This is a genomic window from Chryseobacterium geocarposphaerae, from assembly GCF_002797535.1.
GTDB classification, from domain to species: Bacteria; Bacteroidota; Bacteroidia; order Flavobacteriales; family Weeksellaceae; genus Chryseobacterium; species Chryseobacterium geocarposphaerae.
Genome location: NZ_PGFD01000001.1, coordinates 1,707,281 through 1,726,810 on the forward strand (window position 1 = coordinate 1,707,281; position 19,530 = coordinate 1,726,810).

At 35.0% G+C, this 19,530-nt stretch carries 16 protein-coding genes; 8 read left to right on the forward strand and 8 right to left on the reverse strand.

The window, feature by feature from the left end:
* Positions 1 to 88: 88 nt before the first annotated feature.
* The 4 genes from CLV73_RS07530 to CLV73_RS07545 form a co-directional block, all read right to left on the reverse strand.
* On the reverse strand, positions 89 to 1,540 hold the full coding sequence (locus CLV73_RS07530; RefSeq protein WP_100376226.1) for a serine hydrolase: 1,452 nt from the start codon (positions 1,538 to 1,540) through the stop codon (positions 89 to 91).
* A gap of 302 nt (positions 1,541 to 1,842) precedes the next feature.
* Positions 1,843 to 2,589, reverse strand: a complete 747-nt coding sequence (locus CLV73_RS07535; RefSeq protein WP_100376227.1) for a metallophosphoesterase — start codon at positions 2,587 to 2,589, stop codon at positions 1,843 to 1,845.
* A gap of 65 nt (positions 2,590 to 2,654) precedes the next feature.
* Positions 2,655 to 3,398: a pirin family protein gene (locus tag CLV73_RS07540; RefSeq protein ID WP_228424340.1), complete on the reverse strand. Its 744-nt coding sequence runs from the start codon at positions 3,396 to 3,398 to the stop codon at positions 2,655 to 2,657.
* Between the two features lie 322 nt (positions 3,399 to 3,720).
* A complete protein-coding gene (locus tag CLV73_RS07545; RefSeq protein ID WP_100376228.1) occupies positions 3,721 to 4,017 on the reverse strand; it encodes a GNAT family N-acetyltransferase in 297 nt (98 codons plus the stop codon).
* 416 nt (positions 4,018 to 4,433) lie between these two features.
* On the opposite strand from CLV73_RS07545, the gene CLV73_RS07550 reads away from it, so the two are divergent.
* The 4 genes from CLV73_RS07550 (at position 4,434) to CLV73_RS07565 (ending at position 9,669) form a co-directional block, all read left to right on the forward strand.
* Positions 4,434 to 5,462: a methionine ABC transporter ATP-binding protein gene (locus CLV73_RS07550; protein ID WP_100376229.1), complete on the forward strand. Its 1,029-nt coding sequence runs from the start codon at positions 4,434 to 4,436 to the stop codon at positions 5,460 to 5,462.
* Entirely contained in the window at positions 5,455 to 6,111 is a 657-nt protein-coding gene (gene metI / locus CLV73_RS07555; RefSeq protein ID WP_100376230.1) for a methionine ABC transporter permease MetI, read from the forward strand. Before CLV73_RS07550 ends, metI begins: the two co-directional genes overlap by 8 nt.
* Before the next feature lie 203 nt (positions 6,112 to 6,314).
* On the forward strand, positions 6,315 to 7,127 hold the full coding sequence (gene metQ / locus CLV73_RS07560; protein ID WP_100376231.1) for a methionine ABC transporter substrate-binding lipoprotein MetQ: 813 nt from the start codon (positions 6,315 to 6,317) through the stop codon (positions 7,125 to 7,127).
* Positions 7,128 to 7,407: 280 nt separating this feature from the next.
* Positions 7,408 to 9,669, forward strand: a complete 2,262-nt coding sequence (locus CLV73_RS07565; protein ID WP_100376232.1) for a glycoside hydrolase family 3 C-terminal domain-containing protein — start codon at positions 7,408 to 7,410, stop codon at positions 9,667 to 9,669.
* A 50-nt stretch (positions 9,670 to 9,719) separates the two neighbouring features.
* On the opposite strand, the gene CLV73_RS07570 is transcribed toward CLV73_RS07565, so the two are convergent.
* Both CLV73_RS07570 and CLV73_RS07575 read right to left on the reverse strand, forming a co-directional pair.
* Positions 9,720 to 10,505 (reverse strand): hypothetical protein, encoded by a 786-nt coding sequence (locus CLV73_RS07570; RefSeq protein ID WP_100376233.1) that lies wholly within the window; start codon positions 10,503 to 10,505, stop codon positions 9,720 to 9,722.
* A 59-nt stretch (positions 10,506 to 10,564) separates the two neighbouring features.
* Positions 10,565 to 12,067 carry a carbon-nitrogen hydrolase family protein gene (locus tag CLV73_RS07575; RefSeq protein ID WP_100376234.1) on the reverse strand — a complete coding sequence of 501 codons (1,503 nt, stop codon included), beginning with the start codon at positions 12,065 to 12,067 and terminating at the stop codon, positions 10,565 to 10,567.
* Between the two features lie 172 nt (positions 12,068 to 12,239).
* Between CLV73_RS07575 and CLV73_RS07580 the strand changes: the two genes are divergently transcribed.
* From CLV73_RS07580 to CLV73_RS07595, 4 genes are all read left to right on the forward strand, one after another.
* A complete protein-coding gene (locus CLV73_RS07580; protein WP_100376235.1) occupies positions 12,240 to 12,782 on the forward strand; it encodes a helix-turn-helix domain-containing protein in 543 nt (180 codons plus the stop codon).
* An 86-nt stretch (positions 12,783 to 12,868) separates the two neighbouring features.
* Complete coding sequence (locus CLV73_RS07585; protein WP_100377016.1) at positions 12,869 to 13,780, forward strand: hypothetical protein; 912 nt, start codon at positions 12,869 to 12,871, stop codon at positions 13,778 to 13,780.
* Positions 13,781 to 13,955: 175 nt separating this feature from the next.
* A complete protein-coding gene (locus CLV73_RS07590; RefSeq protein ID WP_100376236.1) occupies positions 13,956 to 14,927 on the forward strand; it encodes an SDR family oxidoreductase in 972 nt (323 codons plus the stop codon).
* Between the two features lie 150 nt (positions 14,928 to 15,077).
* Positions 15,078 to 15,872 carry a helix-turn-helix domain-containing protein gene (locus CLV73_RS07595; protein ID WP_100376237.1) on the forward strand — a complete coding sequence of 265 codons (795 nt, stop codon included), beginning with the start codon at positions 15,078 to 15,080 and terminating at the stop codon, positions 15,870 to 15,872.
* Positions 15,873 to 15,990: 118 nt separating this feature from the next.
* On the opposite strand, the gene mnmE is transcribed toward CLV73_RS07595, so the two are convergent.
* Both mnmE and CLV73_RS07605 read right to left on the reverse strand, forming a co-directional pair.
* The gene (gene mnmE / locus CLV73_RS07600) at positions 15,991 to 17,376 is read right to left on the reverse strand and encodes a tRNA uridine-5-carboxymethylaminomethyl(34) synthesis GTPase MnmE (protein ID WP_100376238.1); all 1,386 of its coding nucleotides are present in this window, start codon (positions 17,374 to 17,376) and stop codon (positions 15,991 to 15,993) included.
* 313 nt (positions 17,377 to 17,689) lie between these two features.
* A complete protein-coding gene (locus CLV73_RS07605) occupies positions 17,690 to 19,459 on the reverse strand; it encodes an aminopeptidase P family protein (RefSeq protein WP_100376239.1) in 1,770 nt (589 codons plus the stop codon).
* Positions 19,460 to 19,530: the final 71 nt, after the last annotated feature.

Here is a 19,530-nt window from a genome sequence, read left to right on the forward strand (position 1 = left end):
TACTGCACCATCCTTTTTACTTAATCTGATAGTCGGTAATTTTACTTATATATTTTAAAGCGATGTCAGGATTATTTTCCTGGCATTTTTATTTAGGATTTTTCAGCCCTTCATATTTTAATAATGCCTCTTTATCGCCGGGTTCTTTTTCGATATAGATTTTCAGAAACTTTATAGCTTCATCCTTGCGACCAGACAGTCTGTAGGCCTCACTGATATTGTAATAACCATAGGCAGAGCCTGGAAAAGTATATATATTCAGTTTAAACAAATCTATTGCCTGATTGTATTTCTTTTCAAATAACAGCTTATATCCATATCTTTCAATAAGGTTTTCCCTTAAGTTTTTTTTCGGATTGCTTTTTATTTTTATAATGGCGGCTTCATAGCCTCTATCACAGGCTTGCTTAATCATTTCTTTAGTATAAAAAAAATTATCAATGGAAGGCGTTGAACCTGCTAATTGTTTTTTAATAAGATTACTTACTTCCCAGTAATTTTCAACTTCTCCGTTGGTGAGAATTACAACAGTATAGCCTGAATCCGGAAAAATCATCAGTTCATTTGCAATGCCCAAATGCCCGCCGGTATGCCCGATCATCCGATGGCCGTTTATTATGTTTTCTATGATTCCGTAGGCATACATTCCTTCCCTGTACTTCACTTTTCCTGTGGTATAGAGTTTTACACTTTCTTTATTTAAGAGGATATTGTTTTGTATGGCATTGGCAAATTTCAATAGATCGTCGGCAGTGGAATAACCTCCTCCGGCAGGGGTTCCTTTCACAACATTTGAAAAGATATTGTTTTTCCATTGCCCCGGCTTTTCTGTCGACATGGTGTATCCTGTAGCTAAATTGGGAACAGCTTCATCCAGCTCATAAGCATCTGTATCCAGCATTTTTGCAGGCATATAAATATTTTCCTTTACAAAATCAAAATAACTTTTGCCTGTTATTTTTTCAATAATTAATCCAAGCACCATATATCCGGAATTGCTGTACAGGAAATCGGATCCCGGCCTGAAAGCCAGTTTTTGATCAATAAACAAAGGAAGATAATCTGCAACTGTTCTGAACTTTTCCTTTGCTGATTTCTCATGCTCTGCCCAAAAATTCCCCATTCCTGAAGTATGAGTTAATAATTGATGTATTGTTACCGAATCAGCAATGGATTGGTTGGGAAAATCCGTAAGGTATTTACCTACTTTATCGTGAAGCGAAACTTTCCCTGCTTCCGCTAACTGCAAAACAGCCATAGCCGTAAACATTTTATTCATTGAAGCTAGGTTGAATTTTGTATTCGTTTTGTTAGGAATACTGTCCGCGAGATTTGCAAAGCCGAAAGCTTCCTTATATATAGGCTGCCCATTTTTAGCGATAAGAACAACCCCGCTCAGATAATTTTCTTTCTCAAGCTTTTTTAATTGCTGGTTGAGCTCAATTATATTAATGCCAGGTTTCTGTGCATATACGAAATGAGCAAAGCTCAGGCAAAACACAATGATGACAGGCAGTAATTTTAGTTTATAATTTCTCATATTCAGCTTTTTGAGAAAATAAAATTACTCACCATTTCTATAAAAACATTGTAAAAATGTAAACCGTTAGTTATATAATTTTGCAGCCAGATGGAATGATCCGAATTTTATTATTTTCAGAAACAATATTTGCATTCTGGCATACAGTTACAATACAGTTATTGCTGGGAAATGCCCAGTATTTATTTGATTTCGGAGGATCTTTTTCGGATATAAAATAATACCCTTCAATATATTTTTTAAAATTTCGTTTTGGGGTGTAAAAAAATTGAACCTCCATTTTATTAATACTTATTCTTTTCTTAAATCTCAATAATTAATTCTTTTTCATAGCCGTTATATTTTTCATCAATATACCCATGCGGATTACAAATAATTTTCGTATTCCCGATTTCATACTTTGAAGGTGCGTGAATATGACCGTGAATCCAATATAAAGGCTGATATTCCTGAACTAAATCTTCAAGATTAGAAGCATAAGCCGACGTTACCGGATCATTTTTATATTGTTCCGGAACTGAGTGAATACTTGGAGCATGGTGAGTCACCACAATATTTTTCATTCCTTTTGCCTCTTCTAAACTTTCTTGTAACCATAATTTAGATAACTGATGAATCTTAAATATGTCAACAGTCCTCATTTTCGAATAAGAAGGATCACGTTTTATTTTTTTATAATCATTCATTACCGACTGACAAATCATTCCGTATTCTATCGGATTTCCGAAAATTGAGAAGTCTGTCCACAACGTAGCTCCATGAAAGCGAATTTCTTCAATATCCACAAATGAATTTTCCAGTACAAAAATATTGGAATCCAGGGCTGCCTCTTTTATTTTATGTAATGTTTTTGGATAGGAACCCTTATAATACTCGTGGTTTCCCAGAACATAGATTACAGGTTTACCGGGAATTTTAGACTTAATCCATTCAATCCCTTTTGTTCCTAAATTTACATCTCCTGCTAAAACAACTATATCAGCATTATCAAATAGTATATCGGTATATCCAAATTCCTGGTGCAGATCACTTATGATTTGTATTTTCATTTTTACAAATTACAGAAAAACTCCCTTAAATAAGAGAGTTTTCTAACAATATTTATAAAACAAAATTAATTAATTTCCATCGGAACTTCCATTAAAAGGATCTCCGTGTTTTCTGAAGTTGTTTTTATCTTTAATTCAGAAATATCTTGGACTCCTAAACCATCTCTTTCTTCCAGTTTCTGCCCATCAATTTCTGCGCTTCCTTTAATGATAAATGCATAAACGCCATTCCCTTTTTTCTTAATCTGATACTGGGTTTCCGTAGTATTTTCAAAATTTCCTAAATGAAACCATGCATCCTGATAAATCCAGACTCCCTCATCATCCACGTCGGGAGAAAGAATCTGCTGAAATCTGTTTTTGCTTTTTGTTTTGTCTAATGTAATCTGGTCGTATCTCGGGTTCACATTCCTTTTTCTGGGATAGATCCAGATTTGCAGGAACTTTCCTAGTTCCTCATCACTTTTGCTGAATTCACTGTGCATCACTCCGGTTCCGGCACTCATTACCTGAATTTCACCACTTTTTATAACCAGTTTATTGCCCAGACTGTCCTCATGTTCCAAACTGCCTTCAAGAGGGATGCTTATAATTTCCATATTATCATGCGGATGCACTCCAAATCCTTTTTCTGCTTCTAAAGTATCATCATTTAATACTCTCAAAGCACCAAATTGAATTCTTTCAGGATCGTAATAATCTCCAAAGCTAAAAGTCTTTTCACTTATCAACCACTCATTCTCAGTTTTTCCTCTGGAATCAGCTTTATGCAAAACATTTTTAGTTTCATCCGGTTTGGAAAAAGCAATATTCACTTCACTCTGTAATAATCCGCTTCCGCCTCCGTAATGTTGTATTACCTTAACTTCCTTGTCTAAATTTTCACAAAAAGCTTTAATATCCTGTTCAAACTGATCTTCCAGCCCGGAACTCAATAAAACAATATCAACTTTATTGTTGCTGATATAATCATAAGCTTTATTTTCAGAGCTTAAAAGTTCAGCTTTCCAACCTTCATTTTTTTCTATAATTCTTTTTAAGACAACAAGAATTTCCTGATTTTTTCCGAGGACTAAGAAATTAAGCATTTTCATTTCAGACGAATTAAGGGTTAAATTAAAGTTCAGTTTCCTATAATGTTTCTTTGAACCAGACGTCATTATATTCTTCCGGATGACGCTTGAACTGAGCATGAACATAAGGACATAACGGAACGATCATTAAATCATGTTCTCTGGCATAAGAAACCAGTTTTTCCAGTAATATTTTTGCAAAACCTCTTCCTTCATATTCCGGATTCACTTCTGTATGGTAAACCGTTAATTTGTTACCAATAACTGAAATATCCATTTTTCCGGCTTTGTTGTCGTCTGAGAAAAGCTGAATTTCTCCTCTTACGTTTCCTAAAACTACTTCTGTTCTTTCCATTGTTTTAATTTTTAATAATAACAAAGTTAAGGCCTCTCACAAGATTATATCATGATCTATGATAATTTCGGTAAAAGTTTTTCATTTTTCCAGATTATCAGCATGCACAAATAACATATTACAAATCAACATATTATAAAATAAACTTAAATTTTTTTTCAAAAAGTCTACTTTTTTAGTGGACTAATAAAAATTTATCCCTTATATTTGCAACCGTAATCAGGACATTAAAAATATAATGAAATCGAATTTTAGAAATCAATCCATTAAAAAGCATACCATCAATACTATGATGATGTATTGCTGTATGCCTGGATTACGAAATTGCTGTGGTTGACCTTACTTTTATATGACATATTTTTAAAGGCTTTACCACGTTGTAGAGCCTTTTTTGTTTAATAAGAATAGCATCAAAAATGATAGAGATAAAGAACATTTCAAAAACATTTCACCATAAAAAACAGTCTTTTAAAGCGCTGGATAATGTAAGCCTGACTATTGAAAAAGGCGACATTGTCGGAATCATCGGATTTTCAGGAGCGGGAAAAAGCACCTTAATCCGAACGGTGAATCTTCTTGAAAAACCGGATAATGGTGAAATCATTATTAACGGAAAGGATTTTACAACATTAAATTCCAAACAATTAGCCCGAGAAAGAAAAAAAATAGGAATGATTTTTCAACATTTTAATCTCCTTTCTTCAAGAACGGTTTTTGAAAATATTGCTCTTCCATTGGAACTGGACCATGTCAACAAAACGGAAATCCATCGAAAAGTCAATGAACTGTTGAAAATCGTAGGTTTAGAAGATAAAGCCAATGACTATCCTAAAAGTCTTTCGGGCGGACAAAAACAAAGGGTTGCCATTGCAAGAGCCTTAGCCAATGATCCGTATCTCCTGCTTTGTGATGAAGCAACAAGTGCGCTAGATCCTGCAACCACTCAATCCATTTTACAGTTGTTGAGGGATATTAATCAAAGGCTGGGAATCACCATTTTGCTGATCACTCACGAAATGGAGGTCATTAAAACGGTCTGTAACCACGTTGCTGTAATTGACAAAGGAAAACTGGTAACCAAAGGAACTTTAAGCGAGATTGTCTCCAACAAAGAGAATCCTATCATCAAACAATTTTTAAACTCTAGTGTTATGACTATACCACAGGAACTGAATAAAAAACTACAAAAAGAACCGCAAGACGGCTTGTTCCCTCTTGTTGAGGTTGAAATTAATGAACAAATCTCTGTTGAAGAACTGCTTTCAATAGTATATGATAAATATAAAATTCCGTACAAGCTTCTGAAGGCCGATGTTGAATACTTAGGAGATTCCAACTTCGGAAAACTATTGTTACAGCTTCAGGGTGAAGAGGAAAAAAATCAGCAGGCTATCTATTATTTCAACCAGAACAAAATTCAAAATACGGTAAGAGGATATGCTTAGTGATACGGTGATTTCTCTTTTATCAAAAGGAATTTGGGAGACAGTTTATATGACATTCGTGTCAGGATTTTTTGGATTTGTATTAGGTTTACCGGTTGGAATTCTATTGTTTTTAACTAGAAAAGGACAGCTTTTGGAAAATGCAGTTTATAACAGGATTTTATCTGTTTGGGTGAATATTTTCCGTTCCATTCCTTTCATCATTCTGATCGTATGGATGATTCCGTTTACAAGAAGTCTGGTCGGAACATCAATTGGTGTGAATGCCGCTTTGGTTCCTTTAAGTATTGGTGCTGCACCTTTTATTGCAAGATTGGTAGAGAACAGTTTGTTGGAAGTTCCTTACGGATTGATTGAAACCGCAAGAGCGTTGGGAGCAACTCCACTTCAGATCATTCGGAAGGTTTTGTTGCCGGAAACACTACCATCCTTAATTAACAATGCTACGATCACACTGATCACCCTGGTCGGGTATTCCGCAATGGGAGGAGCAGTCGGAGCAGGAGGATTGGGACAAATCGGTTATCAGTACGGATATATTGGTTATGATGCACTTATCATGAATCTGGTATTGGCTTTATTGGTGGCTATCGTATTTATTATTCAGTTTTCAGGTGACCGATTAGCCAAAAGATTTGATCATCGTTAATTGAAATTTAGACAAGAATTATAGTGTGTAAGCACTTTAAAAATATAGTGTGAATGTGAAATAGTGTGGTGGTTTGATCATTTCAGCCATCGATCCGGCGAAAAAGGTAATTCAAAAAGGTATAAAGCCATATTTTATTATTATCAAAGAATTTAAAGATTGCCTTTTTGCTTTTTCGCCATTTTTTAAGAAAATAGTTGACAATGAAAAAAATAAAGATTTTAGGAGCATTAGCAGCGGGATTGTTATTATTTACAGCCTGCAGTTCACCGAAAAAAGATGATCCGAATGTGATTAAAGTAGGCATCACTTCCGGTCCGGAGCAGGAAATTGCTGAAGTGGCTAAAAAGGTGGCCAAAGACAAATACAACCTTGATGTAGAACTGGTTTCTTTCAATGACTATGTTGTTCCGAATGAAGCGTTGAATAACGGAGATATTGATGCGAATGCTTTTCAGCATGTTCCTTATTTAAATGAACAGTCCAAACAAAGAGGCTATAAATTGGCTGTTGTAGGAAATACTTTTGTCTATCCGATTGTTGCCTATTCAAAAAAGATTAAAAACATTGGTGAGCTTCAAAACGGAAGCACCGTTGTCATTCCTAATGATCCGACAAATGGAGGACGTTCTTTACTTTTATTACAGAAAAACGGATTGTTGAAACTGAGAGATGGGATCGGTCTGCTACCTAAAGTGACTGATATTGTTGACAATCCTAAACAATTAAAAATCCTTGAAATAGAAGCTCCACAATTGCCAAGAGTATTGGATGATAAAGAAGTTGTAATCGCTGTTATTAACAACAATTTCGCAGCACAGGCAGGATTGGATGCCGAAAAACAGGGAATTTTTAAGGAAGATAAGGATTCACCTTATGTGAACGTAATTGTTTCCAGAGAAGACAACAAGACTTCCGAAAAAGTAAAAAACTTTGTAAAGGCTTATGAATCCGATGAGGTCGCGAAAAAAGCGGAGGAGATTTTTAAAGGAGGGGCCATTAAAGGCTGGAACTAGTTTAGTGAATTGCCTATGAGTGAATTTTTCCATTATTCTGCAAAATTCACTATTCACTTTGACTATTAAAGAAGTCTATTATTATATATTGTTGGCATTGTTTCATATATTTTGAAATGATGCCTTTTCTTTTAATTTCATTTTCCTATTTGATTAATTTGATTTACTTTTTGATAAAAGCTGATGATAATTAGACATTTATTAAAAAAATATATTTTCTCAATTTGAGATAATAAATATTTTTTGCTATTTTTGTTACCAATCAAAAAAGAAGGCTTTTATGTTAAAGAAAACCGCCATTGTAAGTTTATTTACTTTTATTTCTGCTTCGTATATGGCTCAAAATACTACTCTACCCGTTTATTTAGATGAATCAAAACCCGTTGAGCAACGAGTTCAGGATGTACTTTCCAGAATGACTCTTGAAGAGAAAGTGGCCATGCTTCATGCACAGTCAAAATTCAGTTCTCCGGGAGTTCCAAGACTGGGAATTCCTGAATTCTGGACAACAGACGGACCTCACGGAGTTCGCCCTGAAGTAATGTGGGACGAATGGAACCAGGCAGGCTGGACGAATGACTCCATTATTGCCTATCCTGCTTTAACAGCACTTTCTGCAACATGGAACAAAAAAATGTCATGGAACTACGGAAAAGCACTTGGAGAAGAAGCCCGTTACAGAAAAAAAGATATTCTTTTAGGACCCGGAGTAAATATTTACAGAACTCCACTGAACGGAAGGAATTTTGAGTATATGGGGGAAGATCCTTATCTGACTTCAAAAATGGTGGTTCCTTATATTAAAGGAGTTCAATCCAATGGCGTTGCAACTTCTGTGAAACATTTTGCACTGAACAATCAGGAAATGTTCCGTCATACAAGTAACGTGAAAGTGGATGACAGAGCGTTGTATGAAATTTATCTTCCGGCTTTCAAGGCAGCTGTAACAGAAGGAGATTCCTGGACCATCATGGGAGCTTATGACATGTACAAAGGTCAGTATGCAAGCCAGAACCAATATCTTTTGAATGATATTTTGAAAGGAGAATGGAAATATAAAGGCGTTGTAGTTTCTGACTGGGGTGCTGTAAACAATACTGAACAGGCTATTCATAACGGATTGGATCTTGAATTCGGAAGCTGGACTAACGGACTTTCCGCAGGTACAAAAAATGCTTACGACAATTATTATTTAGCAAAACCTTACTTAGATTTAATAAAATCCGGTAAAGTGGGGACAAAAGAGCTTGATGACAAAGTTTCGAGACTTTTAAATTTAGCTTATAAAACAACAATGAACAGAAACAAGCCTTTCGGAAACATCGCTTCTGAAGAGCATAAAGCGATTGCCAAAGAAATCGGCGAAGAAGGAATTGTTCTGTTGAAAAACCAGGGAAATGTACTTCCTATCGATATCAATAAAGCTAAAAAAATTGCGGTAATTGGTGAAAATGCAATCAAGATCATGACTGTTGGTGGAGGTTCTTCTTCATTAAAAGTGAAATATGAAACACTTCCTTTAGACGGAATTAAAGCAAGATTCGGAAAACAGTCGGATGTACAATATGCAAGAGGTTATGTGGGAGATATCGGCGGAGAATACAACGGTGTAAAATCCGGACAGGATTTAAAAGATGACCGTTCTCCTGCTGAATTACTGAATGAAGCTGTTGAATTGGCAAAAAAATCTGATTACGTCATTTTTGTCGGAGGATTGAATAAAGCCGATTTCCAGGACAGTGAAGGAAATGACAGAAAAAGCTACGGATTGCCATACAACCAGGACAGCGTGATTGCTGCATTAGCAAAAGCAAATAAAAATTTTGCAGTAGTTCTAATTTCAGGAAATGCAGTAGCAATGCCTTGGATCAAAGAGGTTCCAACCGTTTTACAATCCTGGTATTTAGGCTCAGAAGCAGGAAATTCCATTGCTTCAATTTTAGCCGGAGATGCTAACCCTTCAGGAAAATTGCCGTTTACTTTTCCTGTGAAGCTGGAAGATAATTCAGCCCACCAATTGGGAGAATATCCGGGAAATAAAGAGGAATTGGCAGCCGGAAAAGGAAAAGATCAGAAAAACCCTATCAATATTACGTACAACGAGGGAATTTTTGTAGGATACAGATGGCATGATACGAAAAAAATTAAGCCATTATTCAGTTTCGGACATGGTTTGAGCTACACTACTTTCGAATTTGGAAAAGCAAAAGCTGATAAAACAACAATGTCTCAGGACGACAAAATTACGTTTACAGTTTCTGTGAAAAACACAGGAAAAAGAGCCGGAGCCGAGGTTGCTCAATTATATATTTCTGATTTGAAATCTTCTGTTGAAAGACCTACCAAAGAACTGAAAGGTTTTGAAAAGGTATTTTTAAATCCGGGAGAAGAAAAAGAGGTAACATTTACTATTGATAAATCTGCTTTAAGCTTCTTCGATCCTCAAAAGCACGATTGGGTAGCTGAGCCGGGAGATTTTGAAGCGCAAATCGGAAATTCTTCTGATGCAATCAAGACGAAAGTTAAGTTTACATTGAAGTAATTTTACTTATATATATTTCTAAAACGAGATGCCTGAATTTTCAGGCATCTTTATTTTCCACCATAAAAAATTTGTCTTACTTCTTTTAATATCCTTTTCCCTTTTTCTATTTCAAATATCTTTACAACATTCCCTTTTTCATCAAGTTCTTTTTTATGTATCACGAATTTAGTTTTTTTAATCTCTTCAGTTTTCCCTTCTACTTCAAGTTTTCCTTTCACCGAAATTGGATCTCCATATTCATCTAATTCATAATCTCCAATAAATTTTTGTCTAGGAAAAGTAAATTGTTCAGACTCTAATCTATAACCACTTCCCTTTGAATACCAAAAATATTTTTCAATATCACTAAGAACAATATCATTATCTAAATACAAAGTATTAATAATTTCTGTCTTTCGTCCTTTTCCATCCATTATTTGAAATTCTTTTTTTGAAAGTTTATTTTTTGAATCATAATAAAACTTTTGAATATTGTTTTTTTCGTAGGAATATTTCGTAACTAAGTTTACTAAAGTATCTTTTAAATCATTATTTTTTATTTCCAAACCTTTATAAAACTTCTTCTCTTCAATAATTTTATAATCATTGCTAATTTTAAAAATAGTAAACAAAACATTAGACTTTTCAGCATTATCCTTATCATTGAGGCAAATTTCCTGTTTTTGTTTATCATAACTAATAATTTTTGTCAGAAGTAATTTGCCATTTTTATTAGCATAGATATGAATACTATCAAATTTACTTTTAATCAAATTCTCAGTGAAAATTTCTTGCATTTGAGAATAACCATACAAACTGAAAAACATTAATATAAAAATCAAAAATTTCTTCATAGTTATTAAATCAGAATGCAAATTAAAGCAAAATATTCAGTATGTTAATTTCATGTCATCTATTTCAAATAAGTTTCATATAAATCCGTTCTCCTGTCTTTCAAAACCTGTACAGAACCATTATAATGCAAATCTTTCAGAAGATTCAGATCAACATCAACAATTAAGGTCATTTCTGTATTGGGTGTTGCTTCTCCTTTTACCGCATTAGAAGGAAATGCAAAATCTGACGGCGTGAACACCGCTGCCTGTCCAAACTGAATATCCATATTATTAACGCCCGGAAGGTTTCCTACACAGCCTGCAATGGCAACATAGCATTCGTTTTCAATCGCTCTGGCAGCCGCACAATGTCTTACTCTGATATACGCATTCTGAGTATCGGTAAGATAAGGTACAAACAGGATTTTCATTCCCTGATCAGCCAGTATTCTCGGAAGCTCAGGAAATTCGACATCGTAGCAGATTACCAATCCTATTTTGCCACAATCCGTATCAAAAACCTTGATCTCACTTCCTCCTTTCATCCCATAATACTTTCTCTCATTCGGGGTAATATGAATTTTTCGGTATTCATCAATTCTTCCGTCCCTGTGCAAAAGATAGCTTACATTATACAGATCATTATTCTCAAATACGGGCATACTTCCTGAAATAATATTCACATTGTAGCTGATCGCCAATTCGGAAATTTTGTTTTTAATACTTTCAGTCATTTTTGCCAGCTCAATCATACTGTCCCTTCCCGATAAGTTATTGAATGGCGCTAATAAAGGCGTATTAAAAAGTTCCGGAAACAGAACAAAATCCGATTTATAGTCTCCCATTACATCGACAAAAAATTCTACCTGCTCATAGAAGGCATCAATATCTTTAAACTGTCTCATCTGCCACTGCACGAGACCGATCCTTATGATACTGTCCTGCATCGTATTCGGCTTTTTACTGTAATAGATATTATTCCATTGCAGCAAAACAGCATTTTCTCTGGACGATTCATCTTCCGGAAGGTATTTTTTCAGCACCTTGATAGGCAGAAAGTTATTGGACAGCTGAAACGAAAGAACCGGATCATATATCTCTTTATCTCTCACCTTGCGAATATAATCTCTGGCAGAAAGTTCGTGGCTGTATTCGTGATAGTTAGGAATTCTTCCGCCCAATACAATAGATTTCAGATTCAGCAATTCACAAAGCTCTTTACGTGCATCATAGAGCCTGCGTCCCAGTCTCAATTCACGATACTGCGGATCTACAAAAACTTCGATACCATATAAAACATTTCCCGTAGAAGAATGGGTATTAAATGTATAATTTCCTGTAATATCGCTGTAGGTATGATCATCTCCAAAATCTTCATAATTTACTATAATCGAAAGAGCGACTGCCGCCAGTTTTCCGTCTACTGTAATACAAATCTGGCCCTGAGGAAAAATTTTAGTAAGCTTGGCAATGCTTTTCTTTGCCCAAACGTATTCTGACATTTTTGGATAGGCAAGCTTCATAACTTCTACCAGTTCATCGTAATCTTCAAGCTTTAACGATCGTGTTTCAATTTGCATATTATTTCTTTTTTATGATTTGTAAAAGTGTAATAACTATTCCATATACGGCTAACTGCTAATACAACTAAAATATACGGAATTTTTGATTTTTAAGATTAATATTCTTGTGTTCTTTTTAATTATTTGTTAAGTTTAACTTATTGAAATTTATTTATTGAACTAATACAAAATGAGCAATCAGGTTAAAACCTTCAGAGAACAACAGCATATGACCCAAGCAGAGCTTGCTGAAAAATCAGGACTTTCATTAAGGACCATTCAGAGGATTGAAGCAGGAAGTACTCCTAAAGGTTTTACTTTAAAAGCTATTGCAAAAGCTCTAGAAATTGAAACCGAAAAGATCGTGCCATCTGTTCAGGAAAAGGGCCCAAACAATAGAGCTAAACTTATTAATCTCTCTTCTTTAGTTGGTCTCATCATTCCATTCGGAGGAATTATTATGCCTCTGATTCTAACCCATAAAACCCGAGACCCTAAAACCAAAGAAATCGGAAAAGATATTATCAGCATACAAATTTTATTAGCCGCCGTTCTGTCTCTTTTTATGATTATCAGTCCGTTTATTCAGCACCTTTCAGGCATCCGGTTTCCTCTTTTTCTCATTCCTCTTATCAGTTTACTCGGTGTAAAACTGTTCATCATCATTAGAAATGGCATCAGTTTAAACCAAAACAACACTTTACATATCAAACTGAAAACCAATTTTTTATAGTTTAAAAACTTTAATTGTCGTAAAATTGTCGCCTTATTTTTGTAAGAATTCTGTTGAAATCCACGAATCTTGCAAAAAAAATAACAATGAAAATTTTTAAGAAAATTGTACTGGCTTTTTTAGTCACTTTAATTCTGGTATTGATTGGCACATATTTTTATTTCAATCAAAAATTCACTCCCGAAAAAAATTATTTAACGGTAAAAAACGAAAGCGGAAAAGTTCCTATGATATGGTTAGGAAATGATAAAAATGTTTTGCTTGTCCCTATTCATTTTCCAACAGATTCCACTACTTATTATTTACAGTTTGATACCGGTTCTCCTTCAACAGTGCTATACACACAGGCTATTAAAAACATTAAAGCAATACAAATCAGTCGTGGCCGGGCAAAAGCATCCTTCACTTTAGGAAAAACTGAAATATCTTCAAATCGGTTTAAGCTCATCAATCAGGGTAAAAACGATCACAAAGACACTTTTCCTATTATCGGAACTTTGGGAGCTGACATCCTGGAAAACAACAGAACTCTCATTAATTTTAAAAACAGTTATCTGGTTTTTAATCTTACTAAGGCTCCCTCTCAATATACTGATCAACTAATGGATTTTAAGTTTAAAAAGAGAAAGATTATTTTGAAAGGAATATTGAAAGGAAAAGAAAAACAATTTCTGTTCGATTCCGGAACGAGCGCTTATGAATTGCTTACCCAAAAAGAAGAATGGACGAATTTAAAATCTCCTCATTCCCGTGTAGTCATCGAACAAGCCCGATCATGGCAGAATATCCTTACCAGCTATACTGCAACTTGTGATCAGAATATTGAATTTCAAAACAAAAAGATTCCACTCGGCCATGTTACCTATGTAGAAGGATTTTCACAAACACAATACGCACTTATGAAATTTTCAGGAATGACAGGAATGCTAGGGAATAAAATTTTTCTGAACAATGTTTTATATCTGGATTGTAAAAATGAAAAAATAGTTATAGACTGATTAAAAAATCTAAATACAACTTGGCGAAATATGAAGTGCAAAAAATAAGTTTTTATTACAAATGTAAAGCTATGAATAACATTATCATTTGGACTTTACAACAAATAAATTTTGAACTCCACAACAAAATGAACGATTAAAATAATCCTCAACTTTGTCCTGTAAATTTAAAAAAATGGAAAACGCACAAAAAACAAAAGTGTTGGTAACCGGCGGAACAGGTTTTTTAGGAGTTCATACTGTTTTGCAGTTATTACAGCAAGGCTATCAAGTCAGAACAACCCTTCGTTCACTTTCAAAAAAAGATCAGATAATTAAAGCATTGGAAGAATCAGGAATTACAGATTTTTCACCTCTTTCTTTTATTGAAGCCGATCTAACAAATGACTACAATTGGGATGAAGCGGTAAAGGGTTGTGATTATGTCCTTCATGTTGCATCTCCCTTCCCTGCAAAGGATCCAAAGGATGAAAATGAGCTTATAATTCCGGCAAGAGACGGAGCATTACGGGTTTTAAAAGCATCACGTGACGGAGGAGTAAAACGGGTGGTATTAACTTCTTCATTTGCTGCAGTCGGCTACAGTACTGATATTGAAAATTATATTTTCACAGAAAAAGATTGGACAGATACGAATATTGATCTTCCCGCTTACATTAAATCTAAAACTGTAGCTGAAAAATCTGCATGGAAGTTTATCGAAGAAGAAGGAAATAATCTGGAAATGTCCGTCATTAATCCTGTTGGTATATTTGGTCCTGCAATTGGGGGTATTACTTCCGCTTCCCTGGATGTTGCCGTTATAGGAATTTTAAACGGAGATCTTGAGTCAACACCTCATTTTACTATGGGCGTAGTGGACGTGAGAGATGTAGCAGACATCCATATCAAAGCAATGCTTCATCCTAATGCTGCCGGTGAACGTTTTATTGCAACTTCAGAGGGTACAATGAGTTTTTATGATGTAGCTGAACTATTTAAAAAAGAAAGACCGCAGTTTACCAAAAAAATGAAGAGGCTGGAACCTATTGACAGAGTATATTACAAACAAATGTCCAACGAAAAGGCCAGATCTGTACTTAATTGGAACCCGAGAAGCCGGGAAGAAGCGCTCTTGGCAAGTGCAGACAGTGTAATGAATGTTTGATGAAATTTTGTTAGATTTAAAAGCAATAAAATTACTGTATCGGAATTTTGGTGAAACACTTAATTTTTCGGTACAGTTTTTTTCAAAATCCATATTGAGTAATCATGCCCGAAATCTTATTCATTTAACTGATCAAAGAAAATTAACATCATGAAATTAAATAATCTACAATCCTGCCATTTAGGGCCAGAGATATCACCCGAACAGTTTATTCCGGAGCATTTTTTTCTGTTTTTACTTAAAGGATCCATGATTTCATATGACGGCTACAAACATTACGAGATGAAACCCGGAGATTACTGTGTCGCAAGAAAAAATCATTTTGTTCGTTATACCAAACACAAAGACGAGGGACAGTTTGAAAAAGTAATTATTGCTTTTGATGAAGTCTTTTTAAAGAAATTTCTTGCACGCCACCCTTATCAAACCGAACCATCTACCAGTAATGACGCATTTTTATTTATCAAGGAAGATAAGCTGATCAATAATTTTATACAGTCTCTAGAGCCTTACTACAATGGAACCGAACAATTGGATGATGTTTTTGTTGATATCAAACGTGAAGAATTGTTGATGATTTTGCTCAATAATAATTCTGAACTAAAAAATATATTTTTCAATTTCAATGTTCCGCACAAAATTGAGCTGGAATCTTTTATGAACCAACATTATAAATTCAACATCAGTATGGAAAGGTTTGCATTTATGAGCGGGCGGAGCTTATCAACTTTCAAAAGAGAGTTTAAAGCCATTTTTAATACCACTCCAGGAAAATGGCTGATGAAAAAACGTTTGGATGAAGCTTATTTTCTGTTAGATAAAGAGCACAAAAAGCCCACTGATATTTACACTGAACTTGGCTTTGAAGATCTTTCCCATTTCTCTTTTGTTTTCAAAAAAGAATTTGGGGTATCTCCGTCAAATATTGGAAAACGTAAAAAATAACAATATATGCTAATTCTATATTTTTAGTGGTAAACTTAGATCAAGAAAGGATAGGAAAATGTAAATTTAATACTTCTTTTCTTGATTAATGAGTATAGTTTTATGGTATAGAGAATCGTTACTTTCCGATACAAAACTTAGAAAATATATTCCCCAAAACCTCATCATTTGTTACCTCACCGGAAATCTCACCAAGATGTTCCAAAGCGTTTCTAAGTTCATAGGCCAATAATTCCGTAGAGATTTGGAAGGTAATCGCTTCTTTTACTTTATGCACAGCATCCAAAGATTTCTGTAAAGCTTCGAAATGACGCTGATTGGTAATAACCACGTTATTTTCGGATGCTTTTAACTGTTCAACATAAGAAGACAATTCGTTTTTCAGATCCTGAATATTCTGGTTTTCTACGGCAGAAATTTTAATAAAATCGAAATCATGTGTAATCTCATTTCTGAAAATATCTTCTACTTTTTCATAGATTGACGGGGAAACCTCATCAATTTTCGTTGAACAGATAATCAGTTTCAGATCCTCTCTCAATAAAGATTTTATCATCTCAATATCCTCAGAAAAATCTTCAGTTCCTGCATCTGCCAAGTATACTAGAATGTTAGCATTTTCTACCTTTTCTTTGGCTTTTTTTACACCAATCGCTTCAATTTCGTCCACTGTTTCACGAAGTCCGGCTGTATCGATCAATCGGAATGCATGACCTTTAATATGTAAAACTTCTTCAATAGTATCTCTTGTGGTTCCCGCAATATTACTTACGATCGCTCTTTCCTCCTTCAACAAAGCATTAAGCAACGTAGATTTTCCTGCATTCGGTTTTCCGATAATGGCTACTGCAGTTCCGTTTTTGATGGCATTTCCGTACTGGAAACTTTCGATCAATAAATTTAATTTTAGTTCGATTTTATTCAATAGCCCTACCAATGCGGACCGGTCAGCAAACTCCACGTCTTCTTCAGCAAAATCCAGCTCCAGCTCAATTAAAGAGACAAAATTGAGTAGATCAGTCCTTAAAAAAGAGATTTCATTGGTAATTCCCCCTTTCAGCTGATTGATGGCTACTTTCCTTGAAGCTTCATTTTCAGAAGCAATAACATCGGCAATCGCTTCAGCCTGAGAAAGGTCAATTCTCCCATTAATAAAAGCACGAAGAGTAAATTCCCCTGCTTTTGCCATTCTCGCTCCGTTTTTAATCAAAGTCTCAAGAATACGTTTTCCAATGTGCGGAGAACCGTGAAAAGCTATTTCCACAGAATTTTCCGTGGTAAAACTTTTTGGTGCCAGAAATATTGAGAGCATGACTTCATCTATCACCTCTTCCCCATCTACAAAATATCCGTAATGAATGGTATGAGACTTCTGCTTCGCCAGCTTTTTTGCAGGAAAAGATTTTTGAACGACTGATAAAGCATCGTTCCCCGAAACTCTGATAATCCCTAAAGCTCCTACTCCATTGGCTGTAGCCAACGCACAAATGGTATCGTTATTCATGCTGCAAATTTACGTTTTTTAATTGCAAAGAATTATACCGTTTATCTATTGTCACTATTTCATTTCTTCTTAAAAATATCAGGAATACTAAAAAGCTTATTAAATCTAAAAATCACCCCCAAAAAGGGATGACTTACTGCTTTTGAATTTACTAATGTATATGAAAGGTGTGATTTGGTATTTTTGCTACACAAATATAATATTTATTTTTCACAAATTAGAGAAAAATAAATAAATTATTATTATCCCTATTTCAATTAATAAAAAAAGCCTTGTAAGTATTATTACAAGGCTTTTTATTATTTTTAATGTATTAAAGCGGGCTTACCAGGTTCAGGAACCATTCTTTAATATCACCTTCCAAAAACGGAGCGAGCTTATCTTCACAGGTTTTATGATAGCTGTTCAACCAGTTAATTTCACTTTCTGAAAGTATTTCTTTTACAATCGTATCTTTAAAGAAAGGACAAAGCGTCAATGTTTCAAACTCATAGAATGTTCCATGGATCGTTTTTTCTGCTTCCTTCACTGCGATCAGGTTTTCGTGACGGATTCCGTAGTCTCCTTCAAGATAATACCCAGGTTCGTTTGAGCAAACCATTCCTACCAAAAGATCCTGTGGATTCATATCTTTTCTGATATTCTGCGGTCCTTCATGAACATTCATAAAGCTTCCTACCCCATGACCCGTTCCGTGGTTAAAATCTTTTCCTTCCATCCATAATGGTAATCTTGCAATAGCATCTAAATGAACTCCCTTTGTTCCTTTCGGGAATTTAACCATTGATAAACGGATCATTCCCTGTAAAACTAAGGTAGAATTTCTTTTGAATTCTTCAGAAACTGTTCCTAAAGCCAATGTTCTTGTAATATCAGTAGTTCCTTCAAGATACTGACCTCCGGAATCTACCAGAATACTCGCGTCATTCGTTACTTCTTTGCTTCCTTCGCTTTTTGCAGAATAATGCATAATGGCACCATTGTCTTTATACCCAACAATGCTTCCGAAACTCTCTCCTACAAAATTTTCTCCCTCAGCACGGAACCTTCTCAGTTTTTCCCCGATTGAATATTCATTCATTGCTTCTTTTCCGGCACTGTGAGTCAGCCAATACAGAAATTTCACCATGGCAACTCCGTCTCTCACCATTACTTTTCTGAAACCTTCCAGCTCTGTTTCATTTTTCTGAGCTTTCATTAAATTTCCGGGAACCGGAGCTTTAATAAATTGATTATCGGATTTTAGTGCTTCAAAAATAGATTGGTTGCTGTTTGGGGAAACCAAAACTTTTTCATTTTTGAATACTTTTAAATGATTGTAGAACTCTTCATAAGGCATCATTTTTACAAAAGATTCATCCATTTGTTTTCTGGCTTCAACTTCTAATTTCTCCAGACCAGTAAACAGGATTGCATCATTTTTGGTGATAATGATATATCCTAAAAATACAGGATTGCTTTGTACGTCACTTCCTCTTAAATTCAGTGTCCAAGCAACATCATCCAGACTTGAAATAATGTGAACGGTTGCTTCCTGTTCTTCCATTTTCTGGCGGATAGCAGCAATTTTATCGGTAACCGATTTCCCAGCCCATTTTACAGGATGCACAAAAATCGGATTATTTGATGGTGTACCTCTGTTAACCCAGATTTGCTTCAAAAGAGGGTTATCAACCAGCATTATATTTTTTGAATTTAATCTTTGAGTTAAAATTTCCCAGTTGGCATGTGCTGTTGCCAATGCATTTACAGCTACTTTTCCGTTTGCAGGAATTTCGGAAATAATCCAGTCGATATAATTAGGCGTTCCTTCCATACCGTCTTTGAAAAGATCAATTCCTGAACCTTCCAACTCAATAGCTGCTTGTGTAAAATATCTTCCGTCTGTCCAAAGTCCGGCTTTATCTTTTGTAACCACTACAAAACCTGCAGAACCTAAAAATCCGGACAGCCAAGCCCTCTCCTGCCATTCTTCGGGCAAATATTCGCTCATATGCGGATCTGCAGAATATACTATAAATGCATCAACATTATTTTTCTGCATTTCTTCGCGAAGCGCAGCTACTTTTTCCTTTGAAGTCATTTTTATGATTTTTAAAGAGGGAAAGTTACAAATTTTTAAGGTTCTAACATGAAAGTTCAGCGTCCAATTTA

Excerpts from the sequence above, each read along its gene's own strand:
- CLV73_RS07595 (WP_100376237.1), top strand. The coding sequence starts at position 15,078 with ATGAAATTAAATAATCTACAATCCTGCCATTTAGGGCCAGAGATATCA.
- CLV73_RS07580 (WP_100376235.1), top strand. The coding sequence starts at position 12,240 with ATGAGCAATCAGGTTAAAACCTTCAGAGAACAACAGCATATGACCCAA.
- CLV73_RS07605 (WP_100376239.1), bottom strand. The coding sequence starts at position 19,459 with ATGACTTCAAAGGAAAAAGTAGCTGCGCTTCGCGAAGAAATGCAGAAA.
- metI (WP_100376230.1), top strand. The coding sequence starts at position 5,455 with ATGCTTAGTGATACGGTGATTTCTCTTTTATCAAAAGGAATTTGGGAG.
- CLV73_RS07570 (WP_100376233.1), bottom strand. The coding sequence starts at position 10,505 with ATGAAGAAATTTTTGATTTTTATATTAATGTTTTTCAGTTTGTATGGT.
- CLV73_RS07550 (WP_100376229.1), top strand. The coding sequence starts at position 4,434 with ATGATAGAGATAAAGAACATTTCAAAAACATTTCACCATAAAAAACAG.
- CLV73_RS07530 (WP_100376226.1), bottom strand. The coding sequence starts at position 1,540 with ATGAGAAATTATAAACTAAAATTACTGCCTGTCATCATTGTGTTTTGC.
- metQ (WP_100376231.1), top strand. The coding sequence starts at position 6,315 with ATGAAAAAAATAAAGATTTTAGGAGCATTAGCAGCGGGATTGTTATTA.
- CLV73_RS07575 (WP_100376234.1), bottom strand. The coding sequence starts at position 12,067 with ATGCAAATTGAAACACGATCGTTAAAGCTTGAAGATTACGATGAACTG.
- CLV73_RS07535 (WP_100376227.1), bottom strand. The coding sequence starts at position 2,589 with ATGAAAATACAAATCATAAGTGATCTGCACCAGGAATTTGGATATACC.
- CLV73_RS07545 (WP_100376228.1), bottom strand. The coding sequence starts at position 4,017 with ATGGAAAGAACAGAAGTAGTTTTAGGAAACGTAAGAGGAGAAATTCAG.
- CLV73_RS07590 (WP_100376236.1), top strand. The coding sequence starts at position 13,956 with ATGGAAAACGCACAAAAAACAAAAGTGTTGGTAACCGGCGGAACAGGT.
- CLV73_RS07585 (WP_100377016.1), top strand. The coding sequence starts at position 12,869 with ATGAAAATTTTTAAGAAAATTGTACTGGCTTTTTTAGTCACTTTAATT.
- CLV73_RS07565 (WP_100376232.1), top strand. The coding sequence starts at position 7,408 with ATGTTAAAGAAAACCGCCATTGTAAGTTTATTTACTTTTATTTCTGCT.
- mnmE (WP_100376238.1), bottom strand. The coding sequence starts at position 17,376 with ATGAATAACGATACCATTTGTGCGTTGGCTACAGCCAATGGAGTAGGA.